The sequence below is a fragment of the Micromonospora sp. WMMD736 genome (genome assembly GCF_049179015.1).
GTDB lineage: Bacteria > Actinomycetota > Actinomycetes > Mycobacteriales > Micromonosporaceae > Micromonospora.
Map to the genome: position 1 here is coordinate 624336 of NZ_JBMHMI010000001.1, position 17693 is coordinate 642028.

Here is a 17693-nt window from a genome sequence, read left to right on the forward strand (position 1 = left end):
TCGTCGGGGTGTGTAACGACCCCCGGCCCGCCGCGATTCCGGCCCACGGGTGCAGCCGCTCACCGCAGACACCCCACGACCGGACATACCACCCAGCCGAGGTGCGATCCGCGCGGTGATCGACTCGACATCGCCGAAGTCGGGGTATCCGGGCGCCTTGGGCTCAAGTGGTTGTTGCAACGGGGTGGATTCTCGTCAGGATGAGGGGTCATGCCGGGGCAGAGGTTGTCGTCCGCGGAGCGGGCGCAGATTGAGGTGTTGTTCGGTCAGGGGTTGACGTTCCCGCAGATCGCGGAGGTGATTGGGCGGCATCGCTCGACGGTTTGGCGGGAGTTGTCGCGGAATCACTGTGGCACCGGGGGTCGGGTGCCGGCGGGTCAGCGGCATCCGTTCGGGCCTGACCCGGGTTATGTGGCCGGGGTGGGCTATCCGAAGGGATGGGGTGGGGCGTACCGGTGGAAGTACTCTCACCGCAACGCTCAGGACAAGGCGGATGCGCGGGCGCGGCGTCCTCGTGAGGGCAAGTTGCGTCCGAGGTGGGGGCGGGCGTGGCCGCCGTTGTGGCAGACGGTCAAGGATCGTCTGTGTCAGCGGCACTCGCCGCAGCAGATCGCTCGGTCGCTGCGGCGGGAGTTCCCCGACAGGCCGGAGATGTGGGTGTCACACGAGACGATCTACCAAGCGATCTACTTCCAGGCCCGAGGTGGAATGCGCCAGGAACTCGCCCGGCAAGTCGCGCTGCGCTCGGGACGCGCTGGCCGACGGCCCCAGTCGCGCCAGGCCGGCGCGCTGCGGGGACGCCCGTGGGTGCGTGACTTCCACATCTCAACCCGCCCGGCCGAGGTCGAAGACCGGGCCGTGCCCGGGCACTGGGAAGGTGACCTGGTCATCGGCGCCCGAGGCTCCAGCGCGATCATCACCTTGGTCGAGCGGGCCACCCGATACGTGATGCTTGGCGCTCTGCCCGAATCGCGGGTCAGTGAACAGGTCATCGACACCCTCACCGGTCTCATGCGCCGGCTGCCGGCCGAGCTGCGCAAGACCCTGACCTGGGACCAGGGCATCGAGATGATCTACCACCCGGTGTTCACCCTGGCCACCGACTGCAAGGTCTACTTCTGCGACCCCCACAGCCCATGGCAACGCGGCAGCAACGAGAACACCAACGGTCTCCTGCGCCAGTACTTCCCCCGCTCCAGCACCGACTTTCGCACCTGGACCCAGGACGACCTCGACGCCGTGGCCCGAGAACTCAACGGACGACCACGCCAAACCCTCGACTGGCAGAATCCAGCCGAGGTACTCCACAAACACCTGGTTGCAACCACCACTTGAAACCGCCACCCGTCGATGGCCCGACATCGGCGAAGTCGAGTCGATCACGTCGATCACGTCGATCGGGGCGGCGTGGTCGGAGCCCGTGGCACTCGGGAGGTACCGGGGAGGCCTCAGGCCCACCGTCCGGACTCCGCCTCGGCTCGACCGCCCTATGAAAACCGCCCTTGTGAGACAGGCCTTAGGGTGATCGTGTGGCGACCCTTCTGCTTCTGCGACACGGCCGTACCACCGCGAACGCCGACGGCGGCCTGGCCGGCCGGCAGCCGGTCGAGCTGGACGACACCGGGCGCGCCCAAGCCACCGCGGTCGGCGAACGGTTGCGGGCGGTGCCCCTCGCGGCGGTCGTCACCAGTCCGCTGATCCGCTGCCGGCAGACCCTGGAGCTGGCGTTGCCCCAGGTCACACCGGTGGTGGAGGAGGGGCTGATCGAGTGCGACTACGGCAGCTGGGAGGGGCAGCCGCTGAAGAAGCTCGCCAAGGAGCCGCTCTGGCCGGTGGTCCAGCAGCACCCCAGCGCGGCGGTCTTCCCACAGGGCGAGGCGATGGCGGCGATGGCGGCCCGCGCCGTGGCGGCCGTGCGCGACTGGGATGCCCGGGTGAACGCCGAGCACGGGCCCGAGGCGGTCTGGCTGGCGTGCAGCCACGGCGATGTGATCAAGGCCATCGTGGCGGACGCTCTCGGCGTACACCTGGATGCCTTTCAGCGGATCGTGGCCGACCCGGCGTCGGTGACCGCGATCCGCTTCACGCCGCTGCGGCCCTTCCTGGTCCGGCTCAACGACACGGGCGGTGACCTCGCCGCGCTGGTCCCGCCGCCGCGCAAGCGGCGTCGGCGGACCGCGCGGGCGGCCGACTCGGACGCCGCCGTGGGCGGCGGGGCGGGCGCGACCCGGTGACGACCCCACCGCCGGACGTCGCCACGCCCGGGTGTGGCCGCCGCTACACCGGGCGCGTTGCCCCTGCGGCGATTCGGGTCGGTGGGGTGCGCGATGCCATGGTGGGCCGGATAGGGTCGTGGGTATGACCCACCAGGTGCACGCCTTCGAACCGCCGGAGCGGTTCGTCGCCGGGACTGTCGGGCCGCCGGGGGAGCGCACGTTCTTCCTGCAGGCCCGCGGCGGCGGCAGGCTGGTCAGCGTCGCGCTGGAGAAGGTCCAGGTGTCTTTGCTGGCCGAGAAGCTGGAGGAACTGCTCACCGAGGCGCAGCGCCGCTTCGGGGTGGAGTTGCCCGAGCTGGCGCCGGTGACCGGCGACAACGAGCCGTTGGACACCCCGGTCGACGAGGAGTTCCGGGTCGGGACGCTCGGGCTGGCCTTCGACGTCGACACCGCGACCGTGGTGATCGAGGCGATCGCCGCCGGCGAGGTGGAGCCCGAGGTCGAGCTGGGCGACGAGGACGACGACGAGGACGACGAGGACGAGGAACCGGACGAGGACCTGGACCGGCTGCGCGTGCGGCTCACCCCGCAGGCCACCCGCCAGTTCATCGAGCGGGCCCGGCGCGTGGTCAACGCGGGCCGGCCGCCGTGCCCGCTGTGCGGCCAGCCGTTGGACCCCGCCGGGCACCTGTGCCCGCGGCACAACGGTTACCACCGGTGACCTTGTCCGGCCTCCAACCTCTGCGCGACGGTGACGCCGCGCTGCGGCTGCTCCGCGACGGGACCCTCGACCTGGAGGGTCGGTTGGTCGACGCGTCGAACACCACCCTGCGGGGCATCCTGACCCTCGACGGCGTCACGGCCCGCTGTGTCTACAAGCCGGTACGCGGGGAACGCCCGCTGTGGGACTTCCCGGACGGCACCCTCGCCGGCCGGGAGGTGTCCGCGTACCTGGTCTCCGACGCCACCGGCTGGGGTCTGGTCCCGCCGACCGTGCTGCGTGACGGGCCGTTCGGTCCCGGCTCCTGCCAACTCTGGATCGACGAGCCGGAGGACGCGGAGCCGCTGGTCGGGTTCGTGCCGGCCGAGGAGGTGCCGCCGCGCTGGTTCCCGATCGCGGCGGCCCGGGACGACGACGGCGCCGCGTACGCCCTCGCGCACGCCGACGATCCCCGACTGGCCCGCCTCGCCGTCCTCGACGCCGTCATCAACAATGCGGACCGCAAGGGCGGGCACGTGCTCGTCGGCGCCGACGACCGGATCTACGGCGTCGACCACGGGGTGAGTTTCCACGTCGAGGACAAGCTCCGTACGGTGCTCTGGGGTTGGGCCGGCAAGCAGGTTCCGCCGGACGCCATGGAGATGCTCGACGGGCTCGCCGCGCAGGTCGCCGGGGCGCTCGGCGAGGAGCTGGCCGACCACCTGACGATCAGGGAGATCGCCGAACTGGCCGCCCGCGTCGAGAGGCTGCGCGAGACCGGCCGCTTCCCGCAGCCGCCGGAGGACTGGCCGGCGATACCCTGGCCACCCATGTGACCCCGCTGTCATCTTGATCACCCGTGGGGCGTCCCGGTGTCGCCTGAGGGCTGGTTAGGCTGAGGTCATGGAGTCTTGGGCGGGACACGAGGTGCCACGGCTGCCGGGTCGGGGCGAGCCGTTGGCGTTGTACGACTCGGCGCGGCAGGGTGTCCACCCCAGCGACCCAGCCGACGCGGCGAGCATGTACGTCTGCGGCATCACCCCGTACGATGCCACCCACCTCGGTCACGCCGCCACCATGATCACGTTCGACCTGGTGCAGCGGATGTGGCGCGACGCCGGTCATCCGGTGCGGTACGTGCAGAACGTCACCGACATCGACGACCCCCTGCTGGAGCGGGCCGCCCGCGACGGCGAGGACTGGGTGGTCCTGGCGATGCGCGAGACCGCGCTGTTCCGGGAGGACATGGAGGCGCTGCGGATCATCCCGCCGGCGCACTACGTGGGTGCCGTCGAGTCGATCCCGGACATCGCCGACAAGGTCCAGATGCTGCTCAAGGACGGCGCCGCCTACCGACTCGACGATGGCACCGGCGACGTCTACTTCGACGTGTCCGCCACCGGCCGGTTCGGCTACGAGTCGAACCTGACCCGCGAGCAGATGCTGGAGATCTTCCCCGAGCGCGGCGGCGACCCCGACCGGGCCGGCAAGCGCGACCCCCTCGACCCGCTGCTGTGGCGGGGTGCACGCGAGGGCGAGCCGTCCTGGCCGGGCGGGGAGCTGGGCGCGGGCCGTCCCGGCTGGCACATCGAGTGCGCGGTCATCGCGCTGAACCTGCTCGGCGACCGAATCGACGTGCAGGGCGGCGGCAACGACCTGCTGTTTCCGCACCACGAGGCCTCCGCCGCGCACGCCGAACGACTCACCGGGCAGGCGCCGTTCGCCGCACACTACGTGCACGCCGGGATGATCGGTCTGGACGGCGAGAAGATGTCCAAGTCCCGCGGCAACCTGGTCTTCGTCTCCCGGCTGCGCGCCGACAAGGTCGACCCGATGGCGATCCGGCTCGCGTTGATCTCCGGGCACTACCGCGGCGACCGAACCTGGACCGACGAGCTGCTCACGGCCGCGCAGGGGCGGCTGGACCGCTGGCGGCGGGCCGCCGCCGCGCCCGCCGGGCCGTCCGGAGCCGAGCTGCTCTCCGGGGTACGCGCCAGACTGGCCGACGACCTCGACACCCCCGGCGTCCTGGCGGTGGCCGACCGTTGGGCCGACGCGGCTCTCTCCGGCGCCACGGACGACCCGGAAGCCCCGACCCTCTTCGCCAAGACGGTAGACGCCCTCCTCGGCATCCGCCTCTAGCCGCTCGGCCGCGACCCAGAGCTCCCCGCGCAGCCTGACGCCCCGTTGGGTTTTCGTGCTCGCCTGGCGGGTCTTCGCGCTCGCGTGGCGGGTGTTCGTGCTCGCCCCGGCGGCCCCGCAGTCGCCGACCGGTGTCGATCATGGACTTGTGCTGGCCGATATGAGGTGCTGTGCCCCATAAGTGAGGCACCACAACTCCATGATCGACGCGAGCGCCCCGTCCTCGCGTCGATCTTGCGCTTTCTGCGGTAACAGAAGTTGCCAATCGGGGCAAACCGGCGACACAAAGTGCAAGATCGGCGGGGGCGGGGGCGGGGGCGGGGGCGGGGGCGGGGGCGGGGGCGAGGGCGAGGGCGAGGGCAGGGGTGGGGTTAGCCGAGGACCAGGCCGGGGTCGGGGTCGGGGTCGGGGGTGGGGGCGGGGATCTTGTACTCCTCGGTGAGGGTGGTCATCGGGCCGGGCCAGGTCGCCTGGGACACCTCGATCGGCTTGCGGTGACTGTCGTACGCGATGTGCAGCAGGTGCAGCACCGGTGTGTCGGGCCGGATCTGGAGGGTCTCGGCCTCCTCCCGGCTGGGCTGGCGGGCGCTGATCGTGTCGGTGGCCGAGGCGTACCGGCGGCCGGTGGCCTCCTCGGCCTCCTGGTAGAGCGGTCGGCCGAACGCCTCGGCGCGCTCCAGCGAGGTGCCGTCGGTGTCGCGGGGGAGGAACCAGGAGGCGCCGACCTCGACGGGGGAGTCGTCGGTGCGGACGAGGTGGCGCCGGCAGAGCAGGTTGGTGCCGTCGGAGACGCCGAACGCGTCGGCGACCTCGGCGGGCGCGGGGGCGAGGCCGACGGAGACGAGCTGTTGGCGGTATCGGGCGGCGAGGTCGGTGTGGTAGCCGCGGAAACCGCCGTACCGGCCCCGGGAGAGGCGGTTCAGTCGACGCCGGGTGCCTCGGACGTACGTACCGGAGCCGGGTTTGGTGATCAGGATGCCCTCGACCCGCAGCTGGTCGACGGCGCGTTGGACGGTCTGCTTGGCGACGCCGAACATCTCGGCGATGGCCGGGATGGACGGCAGCCGTTCGCCGGGGCCCCAGTCGCCGCGGCGGACCTGGGCCTTGAGCTGCGCGGCGATCTGCCGGTGGGGGAACTCGGCGGCGCCGGGATTGATCTGCACACCCGCCTCCTTGATCACATCTAGGTTCCTAGGATGCCCTAGCGGGTGTGACGGCGCTACCCCGGACACGCGGAACGGGCCCCGAACATAGAGGCGGGCCCTCGAAACCAGAGAAGGTCCGAGGGCCCGTGCGAAAAGGGTGCTACCAGGAGCCGGCGGTGGGGCCGGCCGAACCGCCCCGACGCCGCAGGTACTTCTCGAACTCCTGGGCGATCTCGTCACCGGTCAACGGGGTGATGCCCTCGTCGCCGACGCGTTCCTCCAGCTCGCGGACGTACTCGCCAAGCTCGGCGTCCTGCTCGGCGGCGCTGCGGACCCGCTGCTCCCACTCGGCGGACTCCTCGGCCAGGTCGGCCATCGGCACCGGCAGGTCGACGACCTCCTCGACCCGGTGCAGCAGGGCGAGGGTGGCCTTGGGGCAGGGCGGGTTGTTGGCGTAGTGCGGCACGTGCACCCAGAACGACACGGCGTCGACCTCCGCGCGGGCGCACGCGTCGTGCAGCACGCCGACGATGCCGGTCGGCCCGTCGTAACGGGTGGGCGTGAGCTGGTAGCGCTCGGCGGCCTGCGCGTCCGAGGCGCTGCCGCTGATCGGCAACGGCCGGGTGTACGGCACGTCGGCCAGCAACGCGCCGAGCAGCACGACCCGCTCCACCTCCAGGCTGTGGCAGATCTCCAACACCTGCTCGCAGAACGTCCGCCAGCGCATGCTCGGCTCGATGCCCCGGATCAGCACCACGTCACGGTCGGTGCCCTCGGGACTGGCCACCATGAACCGGGTCGTCGGCCACTCCACGCGGCGGGTCTCCCCGTCGGCCATGGTGATGGTGGGCCGGCTCACCTGGAAGTCGTAGAAGTCCTCCGGGTCCAGCTCGGTGATCTGCCGGGCGTTCCAGACCTGTTCCAGGTGCTCGACGGCCGCGGTGGACGCGTCGGCGGCGTCGTTCCAGCCCTCGAACGCGGCGATGGCCACGGGGGACCGCAGGACCGGCAGTCCGTCGAACTCGGTCACGCCGTCACCTCACCCTGCTCGTCGCGGCCGGCACCGGGACCGCGCCCGGTTGTCGGACCGTGGTGCACGATGGCGTCCCTGTTCTCCTTCACGTCCGTCAGCCTACGTGCCGGGCAGGGATGCGGCCCGTCGGCCGCGCCGGTCCACCCGCTCCGCCACCGGGCATACGGCGGCGAACCGGACAGCGTGATCCGCCCGACACAATATGGGATCGGGCGTGGACGGGGCTCGGGTTCGCCAGGGGCCGCACTAACCTGAACGGGTGCGGACTTCGTTGCTGGATGTGCTGGCCGATCGGATCCTCATCGCCGACGGGGCGATGGGGACCATGTTGCAGGCCGCCGACCTCACGCTCGACGACTTCGACGGCCTCGAAGGGTGCAACGAGATCCTCAACGTCACCCGCCCCGACGTGGTGCGGGGGGTGCACGACGCGTACCTGGCCGCCGGCGCGGACTGCGTGGAGACCAACACCTTCGGCGCGAACCTGGCGAACCTCGGCGAGTACGACATCCCGCACCGGATCCGCGAGTTGGCCGAGGCGGGCGCGCGGATCGCCCGGGAGGCCGCCGACGCGGCGAGCACTCCGGAGCGGCCCCGCTTCGTGTTGGGCTCGATCGGTCCGGGCACCAAGCTGCCCACCCTCGGGCACGCCGGCTACGCGACCCTGCGCGACGCGTACCAGGAGAACGCCGCCGGCCTGATCGCCGGTGGCGCGGACGCGCTGATCATCGAGACCTGCCAGGACCTGTTGCAGGTCAAGGCGGCCGTCGTCGGGTCGAAGCGGGCGATGGCCGAGCTGGGCCAGCAGGTCCCGATCATCTGTCACGTGGCCGTGGAGACCACCGGCACGATGCTGGTGGGCAGCGAGATCGGCGCGGCCCTCGCGGCCATCGAGCCACTCGGGGTGGACCTGATCGGGTTGAACTGCTCCACCGGCCCGGCCGAGATGAGCGAGCACCTGCGCTACCTGTCGCAGCACTCCCGGATCCCCCTGTCGGTGATGCCGAACGCCGGCCTGCCGGTGCTGACGGCCGACGGCGCGTACTTTCCGCTGACTCCCGTGGAGCTGGCCGAGGCCCTGGAACGGTTCATTACCGAGTACGGCGTGGGGCTCGTCGGCGGCTGCTGCGGCACCACGCCGGAGCACATCCGGGTGCTGTCCGAGCGGCTGCACGGCGTCACCGCCCCGGCACGTGAGCCCCGGCACGAGGCGGGTGTGTCGTCGGTCTACCACCCGGTGCCGTTCGCGCAGGACGCCTCGGTGCTGATGGTGGGGGAGCGGACCAACGCCAACGGCTCCAAGGCGTTCCGCGAGGCCATGCTCGCCGCCGACTGGCGGGCCTGCGTCGAGATCGCCCGCAGTCAGGCCCGCGACGGCTCGCACCTGCTCGACCTGTGCGTCGACTACGTCGGCCGCGACGGCACGCGGGACATGCGCGAGCTGGCCGGCCGGTTCGCCACCGCGTCGACGCTGCCGATCATGCTGGACTCCACCGAGCCGGCCGTCGTCGAGGCCGGGCTGGAGATGCTCGGTGGCCGCTGCGTGGTCAACTCGGTGAACTTCGAGGACGGCGACGGCCCCGACTCCCGGTACGCGCGGGTCATGCCCGTCGTGCGCGAGCACGGCGCGGCGGTGGTGGCGCTGCTGATCGACGAGGAGGGGCAGGCGCGCACGAAGGAGTGGAAGGTCCGGGTCGCCGCGCGGCTGATCGACGACCTCACCGGCCGGTGGGGGATGGACCGGCCCGACATCCTGATCGACGCGCTGACCTTCCCGATCGCCACCGGGCAGGAGGAGACCCGCCGCGACGGCCTCGAGACGATCGAGGCGATCCGGGAGATCGCCGCCCGTTACCCGGGGGTCAACTTCACCCTGGGCATCTCGAACATCTCCTTCGGCCTCAACCCGGCCGCCCGGCAGGTGCTCAACTCGGTGTTCCTGCACGAGTGCGTGCAGGCCGGTCTCACCTCGGCCATCGTGCACGCCAGCAAGATCCTGCCGATGTCGAAGATCCCCGACGAGCAGCGCGAGGTCGCGCTCGACCTGGTCTACGACCGGCGGCGCGACGGGTACGACCCGGTGCAGCGGTTCCTGGAGCTGTTCGAGGGCGTCGACGTGACCAGCGCGCGGGCCACCCGCGCCCAGGAGTTGGCGGCGCTGCCGCTGGACGAGCGGCTCAAGCGGCGCATCATCGACGGTGAGCGCAACGGCCTGGAGGCCGACCTGGACGAGGCGATGGCCGGCGGCCGGTCCCCGTTGTCGATCATCAATGACATCCTGCTGGACGGCATGAAGGTCGTCGGCGAGCTGTTCGGCTCCGGGCAGATGCAGTTGCCGTTCGTGCTCCAGTCCGCCGAGGTGATGAAGACCGCCGTGGCGTACCTCGAACCGCACATGGAGACCAGCGAGGACGGCGGCAAGGGCCGCATCGTGCTGGCCACCGTGCGCGGCGACGTGCACGACATCGGCAAGAACCTCGTCGACATCATCCTGTCCAACAACGGCTACGAGGTCGTCAACATCGGCATCAAGCAGCCGATCAGCGCGATCCTCGACGCCGCCGAGCAGCACCGCGCCGACGCGATCGGCATGTCCGGGCTGCTGGTCAAGAGCACCGTCATCATGAAGGAGAACCTGGCCGAGATGGCCACCCGCGGGGTCGCCGAGCGCTGGCCGGTCCTGCTGGGTGGGGCGGCGCTGACCCGGTCGTACGTCGAGGACGACCTGCGTTCGATGTACCCCGGGCAGGTGCACTACGCGCGCGACGCGTTCGAGGGGCTGTCCCTCATGGACCGGGTGATGACCGCCAAGCGTGGCGGCGCCCCGGTCGTCGACCCGGAGCGCGAGGCGGCGCTCGCCACCCGTCGGGCCCGCCGCGAGCGGCAGCGTGCGGTGGTCACCGAGTCGCTGCCGGAGTTGCACGACTCCTCGGTCCGCTCCAACGTGGCCCTCGACGTGGAGGTGCCCACTCCGCCGTTCTTCGGTACGCGCGTCGTCAAGGGCGTGCCGATGGCCGACTATGCGGCGCTGCTCGACGAGCGGGCCACGTTCCGTGGGCAGTGGGGGCTCAACGGTGCCCGCGGCGGTAACGGGCCGTCGTACGACGAGCTGGTGGAGACCGAAGGTCGACCGCGGCTGCGGTACTGGCTGGACCGGCTGATCGCCGACCAGGTCCTGGAGGCAGCCGTGGTGTACGGCTACTTCCCCGCGTACTCCGAGGGAAATGACCTGGTGGTGCTCGACGAGAACGGGCACGCGGAGCGCGCCCGGTTCTCGTTCCCCCGCCAACGGCAGGAGCGACGGCTCTGCCTCGCGGACTTCTTCCGGCCCAAGGGCGACCAGCTCGATGTGGTCGCGCTGCAACTGGTCACCGTCGGGCAACCCGTCAGTGAGTACGCGGCGAAGCTGTTCGCCCGCAACGAGTACCGCGACTACCTGGAGGTGCACGGGCTGTCCGTGCAGCTCACCGAGGCCCTCGCCGAGTACTGGCACCGACGCGTACGCGCCGAGCTGACCCTGCCCGACGGGCGTCCGCTGGGCCACGACGACCCGACGGACCTGGCCGGCATCCTGCGCAACGACTACCGGGGCTGCCGGTACGCGTTCGGCTACCCGGCCTGCCCCGACCTGGAGGACCGGGCGAAGATCGTGGACCTGTTGGGCGCGGAGCGGATCGGCGTCGAGCTGTCGGAGGAGTTCCAGCTCATGCCGGAGCAGGCCACCGACGCCATCGTGGTCCACCACCCGGAGGCGAGCTACTTCAACGCCAAGTGACGGACGGCGCCGGACTCATCGATCATCACGTCGCCGGATGGCAGCGAGGTTCGTCCCGTCGGTGGTCTTGGCAATGAGTTCCGCGAACCGGACCGGGTCGGCTTCGGCGATAGCGCGGGCCTGGGCCACCCTGCGGTGCAGGTTCGACGGGTAGAAGGACTCGTCCAGAATGAAGCCTTTGGCCAGCCATTCACGCGTGGTGTGGTGGTCGCACTCGACGAAGGCGGTGAGACAGGCTGCGCGATACCACGCGCGCAGGTCGGCAACCTCATCATCGTGGTTTTGGCTGACCGTCGTCGGCCGTCTGCTGTGCAGCGACTCAGTCGACTCGTACACGAGCACGGCCTGCGACCAATACCAGGCCCGGACTGCGCAGACGCGTTGCAGTAGCGGCCCGGAGGTGACGACCGAGATCAGGTACTCCTGGACCCTGCGAACTCCCACGGCCGCCGACAGCGGTTCGATGAGTTGACGATTGGCGGCCACATCCTCGTCGCAGACCACAGCGGCCAGGACTCGGTCGGCCAGGGCCGCCGCCAGGTCAGGACGTTCTCGAAGAACGCAGGCAAGCTGCCAGCGCTTGCCATTCCTCCGGTGATAGCGACGGAACGACTCGTCAGTCGCGAACCTCGGCGGTAGATCGGGCTCGACCCAGACCGAGTTCAGCTCAGCCAGGAGGTCATCAAGCTGTCGCTCGAACTCGCCGGCCAGGTCGCCGTCTACCCATGCGTCCATGCCGACATCATCTCCGTCGACCCACTCCGTCATCGACTGGCCGGACAGATCGTCTACAGGACGTGGTGGGACGCGAGTGTCAAGCCTGTCCCGTGACGGGCCATGGCGGGCCGCCGGCTGTGGACTGGTCGCTCTGCCTTCGGGCAGGGGCCATCCCGCCGTGGGTCCACCCCGATGTCGTGAGCGAGTCAGCGCCCCGGCCCCGGCGGCATCGACGGTCGTATTCGGCCGGCGGTCGTAGGAGGATGGGGGCATGCCTGAAGCCTTCGTCGCCGAGCCGCCGTGCGCGGTGTGTGGGCGACCGGCGACCCGCGTAGAACTTGTCGCACCGGACGGCCAGCCGGTCGAATGGCAGCGCTGGTCACCGGCGCAGCGCGACGCCTACACCGCCGCGCGGGAGCGCCACACCGGCCAGCGGTGGTGGCTGCTGTATTCCGGGATCGCGGCGGGTAACGGGCTCGGCCGACCGGCGGACCCGGCAGAGGCGCAGCGCATCGTCGACGCCTTCACCCCGCCGTACCGGCACGCCGCCGTCACGACGGCGGGCTTCTACGACGACGCGGGATTCTGTGCGCGGTGCAACGTACCGTACTGCTCCCAGCACTGGAACGTGTCCCGCACCGGGTACGGACGGTGCCCCCAGGGGCACGGCAAGAGCCTCGACCCGCACTGGTCGCCCTAGTGCCCTGATACGCCGGGCAGTTCCTGCGGTGACTCGCGGTGGCCGAGGCTGCTCAGCCGTGATCATGCCGTCTCCGGGGCGGTATGAAGGTGCCCTCGAGGTAGCTGAAAGCTGCGGCACCTCACGCCTCTGTTGGAATCTTTCGCTGGTGTCCGCAGGTCGGGCAGGTGCTGTCGAGCGCGCGTCGCCGTACGGTGCGGTGTCGCGCGGCCTGACCCGCGACGGCGATTGTCAGCAGCGCCGCGCCTGAGAGGAGGATCGACGCGGTGGTGACGGCGAAAGCCGCCGAGGTGGGTTCGCCGCCCTGGCTTCCCCAGACTCCCTGGCTGAGCTGGTTGGCGCCGAACAGGCCGGCCGGTGTGACGAGCAGCAGGGCCGCCCAGAGACCGCTGTCGTCGGCGCGCAGGGCGCGACCGAGGGCGACGAGCAGGACCAGTGCGATCATCAGTCCGCCGGCCATCGCCAGCAGTTCGGGGGTCGAGCTGTACGAGGTGAACATGTTGGCGCCTCTCTCGCCGTAGCTGAGCGTCACCGATGCGGCCGTCACGCATGCGGCCGAGAGCGGCGGCAGGCTCCGTGAGACCCAGCCGGGATGAGCTGGCAGCGCCAGGGCGGCCACGCCAAGTGCGACGGCGGGAAGCAGCACGAACAGCGGCGGCCCGGGTTGTCCGATGAGGGCTGCCGCGGGTGGTACGACGATGGTCAGCAGGAGACCAACGGCCGCGCCACGGCGGGCCCAAACCCCCGGCAGCGCGGTGGCGGCGAGGCCGACGACCAGCCAGCCCAGCCAGATGACGGCACCAAGGGTCTGGATCGGACCGACCGGGTCCAGCCGGGCGAAGCGGGGATCTTCGAATTCGACCTGCACAAGCAGGAAGGCCGCCACCGCGACGAGAGTGCTGAGCGCGGCCGTCGCGGCCAACGGGAGAGCGGCGACCAGCCCGGAAGCACCGTACCCGCGCAGCCGTTCCCGAAGCCCGGCGCTGAGCAGGTCGACGGCGTCGTTCAGGGAGGGCCAGCGCCGCCCCGGTCCGACCGTGTCAAGGTACGTCCCGACGATCTCGTCGCCGCGCTCGGCCTGGTAGTCGCCCGGATAGACCCGTAGCAGTCGCCGGTAGCGGGACTCCAGCGGTGATCCGGACTGTCCCGGCGTGGGGTTGGGCTGGTTCATGCCAGGCCTCCGGCCGGTCGAAGCATTGGGGCGGTGGTCGTGGCAGGAAAGTGGAGAGGGTTGCGTGCGGTGACGCCGACGGCGGGGGTGCGGGGGTGCTGGGTCCGTAGCCGCTCGCTGGCGGCCTCGACGTTGCGGCGCAGTCGTTCGGTTTCGGCGGTGAGCACGGACCGGCCCGCCTCGGTGAGTCGGTAGTAGCGGCGCAGCCGTCCCTCGACGACCTCGTCGTGGTCCCGTTCGACCAACCCTTCGTCGGTGAGCCGGTCGAGTGCGCCGTAGAGGGTGCCGGGCCGCAACGCCAGCCGCCCACCGGACAGGGCCGCGACGTCGCTGACGATGCCGTAGCCGTGCATGGGCTCGCGCGCGAGCGCGGTGAGGATCAGGAACGTCGGCTCTCGAAGCGGTGGAGGTGAGACCATGGGCTCAATATAACGGAGACAAAGCTATATCGGTGGCAAAGCAATAAGGACAGTGCGCCGTGACGGTGTGTGCATCGGTGTGGTACTGATCGAGGTCGCTGGTAGCTGGCTCGGAGGGTGAGGGCTGATGGATCCGGATGTGACTTCACTGGCCGGTGCGGTGGTGCCGTACGTGGCGGCGGCTGCGGGAGCGTACGGGGCGGGTGTGGTGGCGCGGGTGCAGGAGGTGGCGGCGGACGCGACGGTGGGCCTCGGTGGACGGCTGTTGCGCCGGTTGCTGGGACGGGAGGAGTCCGGGCCGTCGGTGGAGGCAGCGGTGCTGGATGTGGCCGAGGACCCGGCCGACGAGGATCGGTTGGCGGCGTTGCGGTGGCAGATCCGCAAGGCGGTTGCTGCCGATGCGCGGTTGGCCGCCGAGCTGTCGGAGATGCTGGCGTCGGCGGGGGTGACGATCACGGCATCGGGTGAGCGCTCTGTCGCCGGCCACACGATCAGCGGGGTGGTGATCACCGGGGATGGTGGCCAGGTGACGCGATGAGCGACCGGGATGCCCCCGGCGCCGGGGAGTCCGGTGGGGTGGGCGCCGACGGGCGGCGGTCGATTGCGGCGCGGGAGATCAGCGGGCTCGCCATCACGGGGGACGACGCGAAGGTCGACGCGCGGCGCATCGAGCTGCATCGGGCGTCGACGGCGCCCGACACGGGGAAGCGGTTGCACAACCTGCCCAAGCCGGCGACGCGGTTGTTCGTCGGTCGTCAGGACGAGCTGGCGGCACTGGAGGCGGTGATGTCCGCCGGTAGCGGGGTGATCTGTCAGGCGGTGCATGGCCTGGGTGGGGTGGGCAAGACCGAGTTGGCGTTGCAGTACGCCCATCAGCGGCGTGAGCGGTATCCGGTGCGGTGGTGGGTGACCGCTGACAGCCCGGCGGCGATCGAGAACGGCTTGGCCGCCTTGACGGCCCGGATGAACCCGGAATTGATGTTGACGGCGACGGCCGCGGAGGCCGCGAGTTGGGCCGTCGGTTGGTTGCAGAACCAGTCGGGCTGGTTGCTCGTGCTGGACAACGTCGAGCAGCGTTCGGATGTCGAACCCCTGTTGGCGCAGCTCGACACGGGGCATCTGTTGATCACGACGCGTCGCGACGTGAACTGGGAGACGCTTGTCGACGGGTGTCTGCGTCTCGACATGCTGGATCGTGAGTCCGCGGTGCGGCTGTTGCTGGAGCCGGGAGAGCAGCGGGATGTGTTGGCGGCGGCGGTGCTGGCCGACGAGTTGGGGTACCTGCCGTTGGCGTTGCAGCAGGCGGCCGGCTATCTGAGACAGACCCGCCTGCCGGTGTCGGTCTACCTGGATCGGCTGCGGGCGCAGCCTGCCGAGGCGTTGAACACGATCCCGGAGGGTGGCCAGGCGGAGCGTGCGGTCGCCCAGGTGTGGCTTCTCACCCTCGACCGGCTACGCGAGGTCCGGCCGACGGCCATCGCCCTGCTACGGATACTGTCGTGCTACGCCCCGGACGACGTTCCACGTTCGATCCTGACCAGTGACGCCGACCAGGCCGTTGCGGTAGACCAGGCGTTGGCGGCGTTGGCGTCGTACAACCTGGTCACGCTCACGGAGACGACCGTCAGCATGCACCGACTACTGCAGACGGTGGTGCGGGGGCAGGCGCAAGAGCAGTCCGAGGCCGACCGACACGACGAGCGCAGCGAACCACCCGGGTCGTTGTGGCAGCAGGTCCTTGACCGGGCGCTGGCTCTGCTCGACCAGGCATGTCCGGGCGGTAACCCCTCGAGAGACGTGGACACGTGGCCGCAGTGGAGAAAGTTCGTCCCACATGTCGAGGCGCTCGGTCAACAGATGCCTGCAGACACCGTGGATCTGACCTTCGCGTTCCTGCTGGGTCAGGTTGGTTTTTATTACTACACGCAAGCAGCGTACGGCCAGGCCCGCCAGGCTGAAGAGCGGGTCTTGGCGATTACCGAGGCGGCCTTGCCGTCGGGGCATCCGGACATCGCGCTCCGCTTGGACAACCTCGCGGGCACGTTGTCGGACATGGGTCGCGCCGGGGAGGCGTTGCCGTTACGGCGGCGGGCGTTGGAGATCAGTAAGGCGGCCCTGCCGGCGGATGACCTCGATATCGCGCTTCGGTTGGACAACCTCGGGTCCACGCTCGGAGCGCTGGGACTTGCGGAGGAGGCGTTGCCGCTGCGGCGGCGGGCGTTGGAGATCAGTGAGGCGGCCTTGCCGGCGGGACACCCCACCATCGCGCTTCGGTTGAGCAACCTGGCGTACACGTTGGGGGCTCTGGGGCGGGCGGGGGAGGCGTTGCCGTTGCAGCGGCGCGCGTTGGAGATCAGTGAGGCGGCTTTGCCGGCGGGACACCCCACCATCGCGCTCCGGTTGAACAACCTGGCCTACACGTTGGGGGACCTGGGGCAGGCGGAGGAGGCGTTGCCGTTGCAGCGGCGCGCGTTGGAGATCAGTGAGGCGGCCTTGCCGGCGGGGCATCCGGACGTCGCGCTTCGGTTGGACAATCTGGCGGGCACGTTGGGGGATCTGGGGCACGTGGAGGAGGCGCTGTCGTTGCGGCGGCGGGCGTTGGAGATCAGTGAGGCGGCGTTGCCGGCGGGGCATCCGGACATCGCCACCAGACTGAACAATCTGGCCTCCACACTGGTGGATATCGGTCTGGTGGAGGAGGCGCTGCCGTTGCGGCGGCGAGCGTTGGAGATCAGCGAGGCTGCGTTGCCGGCGGGACATCCCGACATCGCGCTTCGGTTGGAGAACCTGGCGTACACGTTGGTGGATCTGGGGCTGGCCACGGAGGCGCTGCCGTTGCAGCGGCGCGCGGCCGAGATCAACGCGGAGATTCAGCGGAGGAGATCCAGTGCGGACGATGCCGTCGGGTGACGATCATGGTGCGTTCTGTCGAAGAATGCCGACGTCGAGGGATCGTGCTGCCTGCCGCTAGAGTTCGCGCCGGGAATCTCGTGATCGATGAGAGCAGCCGCCAGGTACGCGAGTTCGTGTGCCGGTGCTGTGCCACGCAGGCGGACCGGACCTGGGCCAACATCTACGAGGGCGACACCGCCTTCGCTGTCTACTTCGCGAGCAGTGACCAGCGTCGACGGTCAGGGGTTCGCGCTGACCGACGGGTCGGCGTCGGCCGAGGAGCGGTCGGCGAGCGGGGCAACCATCGTGTCGGCGTCGTCGAACGACTCGACCGTGTGGAAGCCCTCGCTGGCGTAGAGCTTCGCGGCGAAGTTGGCCCGCTCCACGCTCAACGACACCGCCGGTAGGCCACGCTCCCGCGCCGCGTGCAGAACCGCGCGCAGGAGCGCCCGGCCCACGCCGCGATGGCGCCACGAGTCCACCACGCCGAGGGTCAGCTCCGGCACGTCGTCGCTCACGTACCCGTAGCCCGGGTCGGCGGCCGTCAGATGTCGGCACCAGGCCGCGCCGATCGGCCGGTCAGCCGGGTCCACGGCGACGAGCCCGAAGTCTCCCGGTCGCATCCACCCGGCGACGTAGTGGGCCAGCTCGGGCTTCGTCAGGATCTCCTCGCGTGACCAGTTGCGCTCGGGCAGCCAGTTGACGGCCTGCACGAGCATGTCGACCAGGAAGCCCTCGTCGGTGGCGGTGGCGGTACGAATGCTGAACGTCGTCACCGCCGCA

General features: G+C 70.4%; 15 protein-coding genes. 9 read left to right on the forward strand and 6 right to left on the reverse strand.

Annotated elements, in window-relative coordinates; translation table 11 throughout:
• Nucleotides 1-210: 210 nt before the first annotated feature.
• From ACN269_RS02650 to mshC, 5 genes are all read left to right on the forward strand, one after another.
• On the forward strand, nt 211-1335 hold the full coding sequence (locus ACN269_RS02650) for an IS30 family transposase (protein WP_421470828.1): 1125 nt from the start codon (nt 211-213) through the stop codon (nt 1333-1335).
• A 194-nt stretch (nt 1336-1529) separates the two neighbouring features.
• Entirely contained in the window at nt 1530-2234 is a 705-nt protein-coding gene (locus ACN269_RS02655; RefSeq protein WP_421470829.1) for a histidine phosphatase family protein, read from the forward strand.
• A 124-nt stretch (nt 2235-2358) separates the two neighbouring features.
• Nucleotides 2359-2937, forward strand: coding sequence for a DUF3090 domain-containing protein (locus ACN269_RS02660; protein ID WP_421470830.1), 579 nt, complete (start codon nt 2359-2361; stop codon nt 2935-2937).
• Nucleotides 2934-3752, forward strand: a complete 819-nt coding sequence (locus ACN269_RS02665; RefSeq protein WP_421470831.1) for an SCO1664 family protein — start codon at nt 2934-2936, stop codon at nt 3750-3752. The genes ACN269_RS02660 and ACN269_RS02665 overlap by 4 nt, the downstream gene beginning before the upstream one ends.
• A gap of 67 nt (nt 3753-3819) precedes the next feature.
• The gene (gene mshC / locus ACN269_RS02670) at nt 3820-5058 is read left to right on the forward strand and encodes a cysteine--1-D-myo-inosityl 2-amino-2-deoxy-alpha-D-glucopyranoside ligase (protein ID WP_421470832.1); all 1239 of its coding nucleotides are present in this window, start codon (nt 3820-3822) and stop codon (nt 5056-5058) included.
• A gap of 371 nt (nt 5059-5429) precedes the next feature.
• Here mshC and ACN269_RS02675 read toward each other — a convergent pair whose 3' ends face one another.
• Both ACN269_RS02675 and ACN269_RS02680 read right to left on the reverse strand, forming a co-directional pair.
• Nucleotides 5430-6221, reverse strand: a complete 792-nt coding sequence (locus ACN269_RS02675; protein ID WP_421470833.1) for a GntR family transcriptional regulator — start codon at nt 6219-6221, stop codon at nt 5430-5432.
• 142 nt (nt 6222-6363) lie between these two features.
• Entirely contained in the window at nt 6364-7233 is an 870-nt protein-coding gene (locus tag ACN269_RS02680) for a PAC2 family protein (protein ID WP_269678735.1), read from the reverse strand.
• Nucleotides 7234-7495: 262 nt separating this feature from the next.
• On the opposite strand from ACN269_RS02680, the gene metH reads away from it, so the two are divergent.
• Nucleotides 7496-11011 carry a methionine synthase gene (gene metH, locus ACN269_RS02685; RefSeq protein WP_421470834.1) on the forward strand — a complete coding sequence of 1172 codons (3516 nt, stop codon included), beginning with the start codon at nt 7496-7498 and terminating at the stop codon, nt 11009-11011.
• Nucleotides 11012-11026: 15 nt separating this feature from the next.
• Here the strand turns inward: metH and ACN269_RS02690 are convergent, their stop codons facing one another.
• Nucleotides 11027-11746 carry a hypothetical protein gene (locus ACN269_RS02690; protein ID WP_421470835.1) on the reverse strand — a complete coding sequence of 240 codons (720 nt, stop codon included), beginning with the start codon at nt 11744-11746 and terminating at the stop codon, nt 11027-11029.
• Between the two features lie 253 nt (nt 11747-11999).
• Here ACN269_RS02690 and ACN269_RS02695 point away from each other — a divergent pair, with 253 nt between their 5' ends.
• Nucleotides 12000-12428, forward strand: coding sequence for a hypothetical protein (locus tag ACN269_RS02695; RefSeq protein WP_421470836.1), 429 nt, complete (start codon nt 12000-12002; stop codon nt 12426-12428).
• A 121-nt stretch (nt 12429-12549) separates the two neighbouring features.
• Here ACN269_RS02695 and ACN269_RS02700 read toward each other — a convergent pair whose 3' ends face one another.
• Complete coding sequence (locus tag ACN269_RS02700; RefSeq protein WP_421470837.1) at nt 12550-13599, reverse strand: GlsB/YeaQ/YmgE family stress response membrane protein; 1050 nt, start codon at nt 13597-13599, stop codon at nt 12550-12552.
• Nucleotides 13596-14018 (reverse strand): PadR family transcriptional regulator, encoded by a 423-nt coding sequence (locus ACN269_RS02705; protein WP_421470838.1) that lies wholly within the window; start codon nt 14016-14018, stop codon nt 13596-13598. The genes ACN269_RS02700 and ACN269_RS02705 overlap by 4 nt, the downstream gene beginning before the upstream one ends.
• A gap of 127 nt (nt 14019-14145) precedes the next feature.
• Here ACN269_RS02705 and ACN269_RS02710 point away from each other — a divergent pair, with 127 nt between their 5' ends.
• Complete coding sequence (locus tag ACN269_RS02710) at nt 14146-14556, forward strand: hypothetical protein (protein WP_421470839.1); 411 nt, start codon at nt 14146-14148, stop codon at nt 14554-14556.
• Nucleotides 14553-16928 carry an FxSxx-COOH system tetratricopeptide repeat protein gene (gene fxsT / locus ACN269_RS02715; RefSeq protein WP_421470840.1) on the forward strand — a complete coding sequence of 792 codons (2376 nt, stop codon included), beginning with the start codon at nt 14553-14555 and terminating at the stop codon, nt 16926-16928. The genes ACN269_RS02710 and fxsT overlap by 4 nt, the downstream gene beginning before the upstream one ends.
• 221 nt (nt 16929-17149) lie before the next feature.
• Here the strand turns inward: fxsT and ACN269_RS02720 are convergent, their stop codons facing one another.
• Complete coding sequence (locus ACN269_RS02720; protein WP_421470841.1) at nt 17150-17686, reverse strand: GNAT family N-acetyltransferase; 537 nt, start codon at nt 17684-17686, stop codon at nt 17150-17152.
• Nucleotides 17687-17693: the final 7 nt, after the last annotated feature.

Coding starts and splice junctions, on each gene's coding strand:
- ACN269_RS02650 (WP_421470828.1), top strand. CDS start 211: ATGCCGGGGCAGAGGTTGTCGTCCGCGGAGCGGGCGCAGATTGAGGTG.
- ACN269_RS02660 (WP_421470830.1), top strand. CDS start 2,359: ATGACCCACCAGGTGCACGCCTTCGAACCGCCGGAGCGGTTCGTCGCC.
- mshC (WP_421470832.1), top strand. CDS start 3,820: ATGGAGTCTTGGGCGGGACACGAGGTGCCACGGCTGCCGGGTCGGGGC.
- ACN269_RS02690 (WP_421470835.1), bottom strand. CDS start 11,746: ATGGACGCATGGGTAGACGGCGACCTGGCCGGCGAGTTCGAGCGACAG.
- ACN269_RS02695 (WP_421470836.1), top strand. CDS start 12,000: ATGCCTGAAGCCTTCGTCGCCGAGCCGCCGTGCGCGGTGTGTGGGCGA.
- ACN269_RS02700 (WP_421470837.1), bottom strand. CDS start 13,599: ATGAACCAGCCCAACCCCACGCCGGGACAGTCCGGATCACCGCTGGAG.
- ACN269_RS02705 (WP_421470838.1), bottom strand. CDS start 14,018: ATGGTCTCACCTCCACCGCTTCGAGAGCCGACGTTCCTGATCCTCACC.
- ACN269_RS02710 (WP_421470839.1), top strand. CDS start 14,146: ATGGATCCGGATGTGACTTCACTGGCCGGTGCGGTGGTGCCGTACGTG.
- fxsT (WP_421470840.1), top strand. CDS start 14,553: ATGAGCGACCGGGATGCCCCCGGCGCCGGGGAGTCCGGTGGGGTGGGC.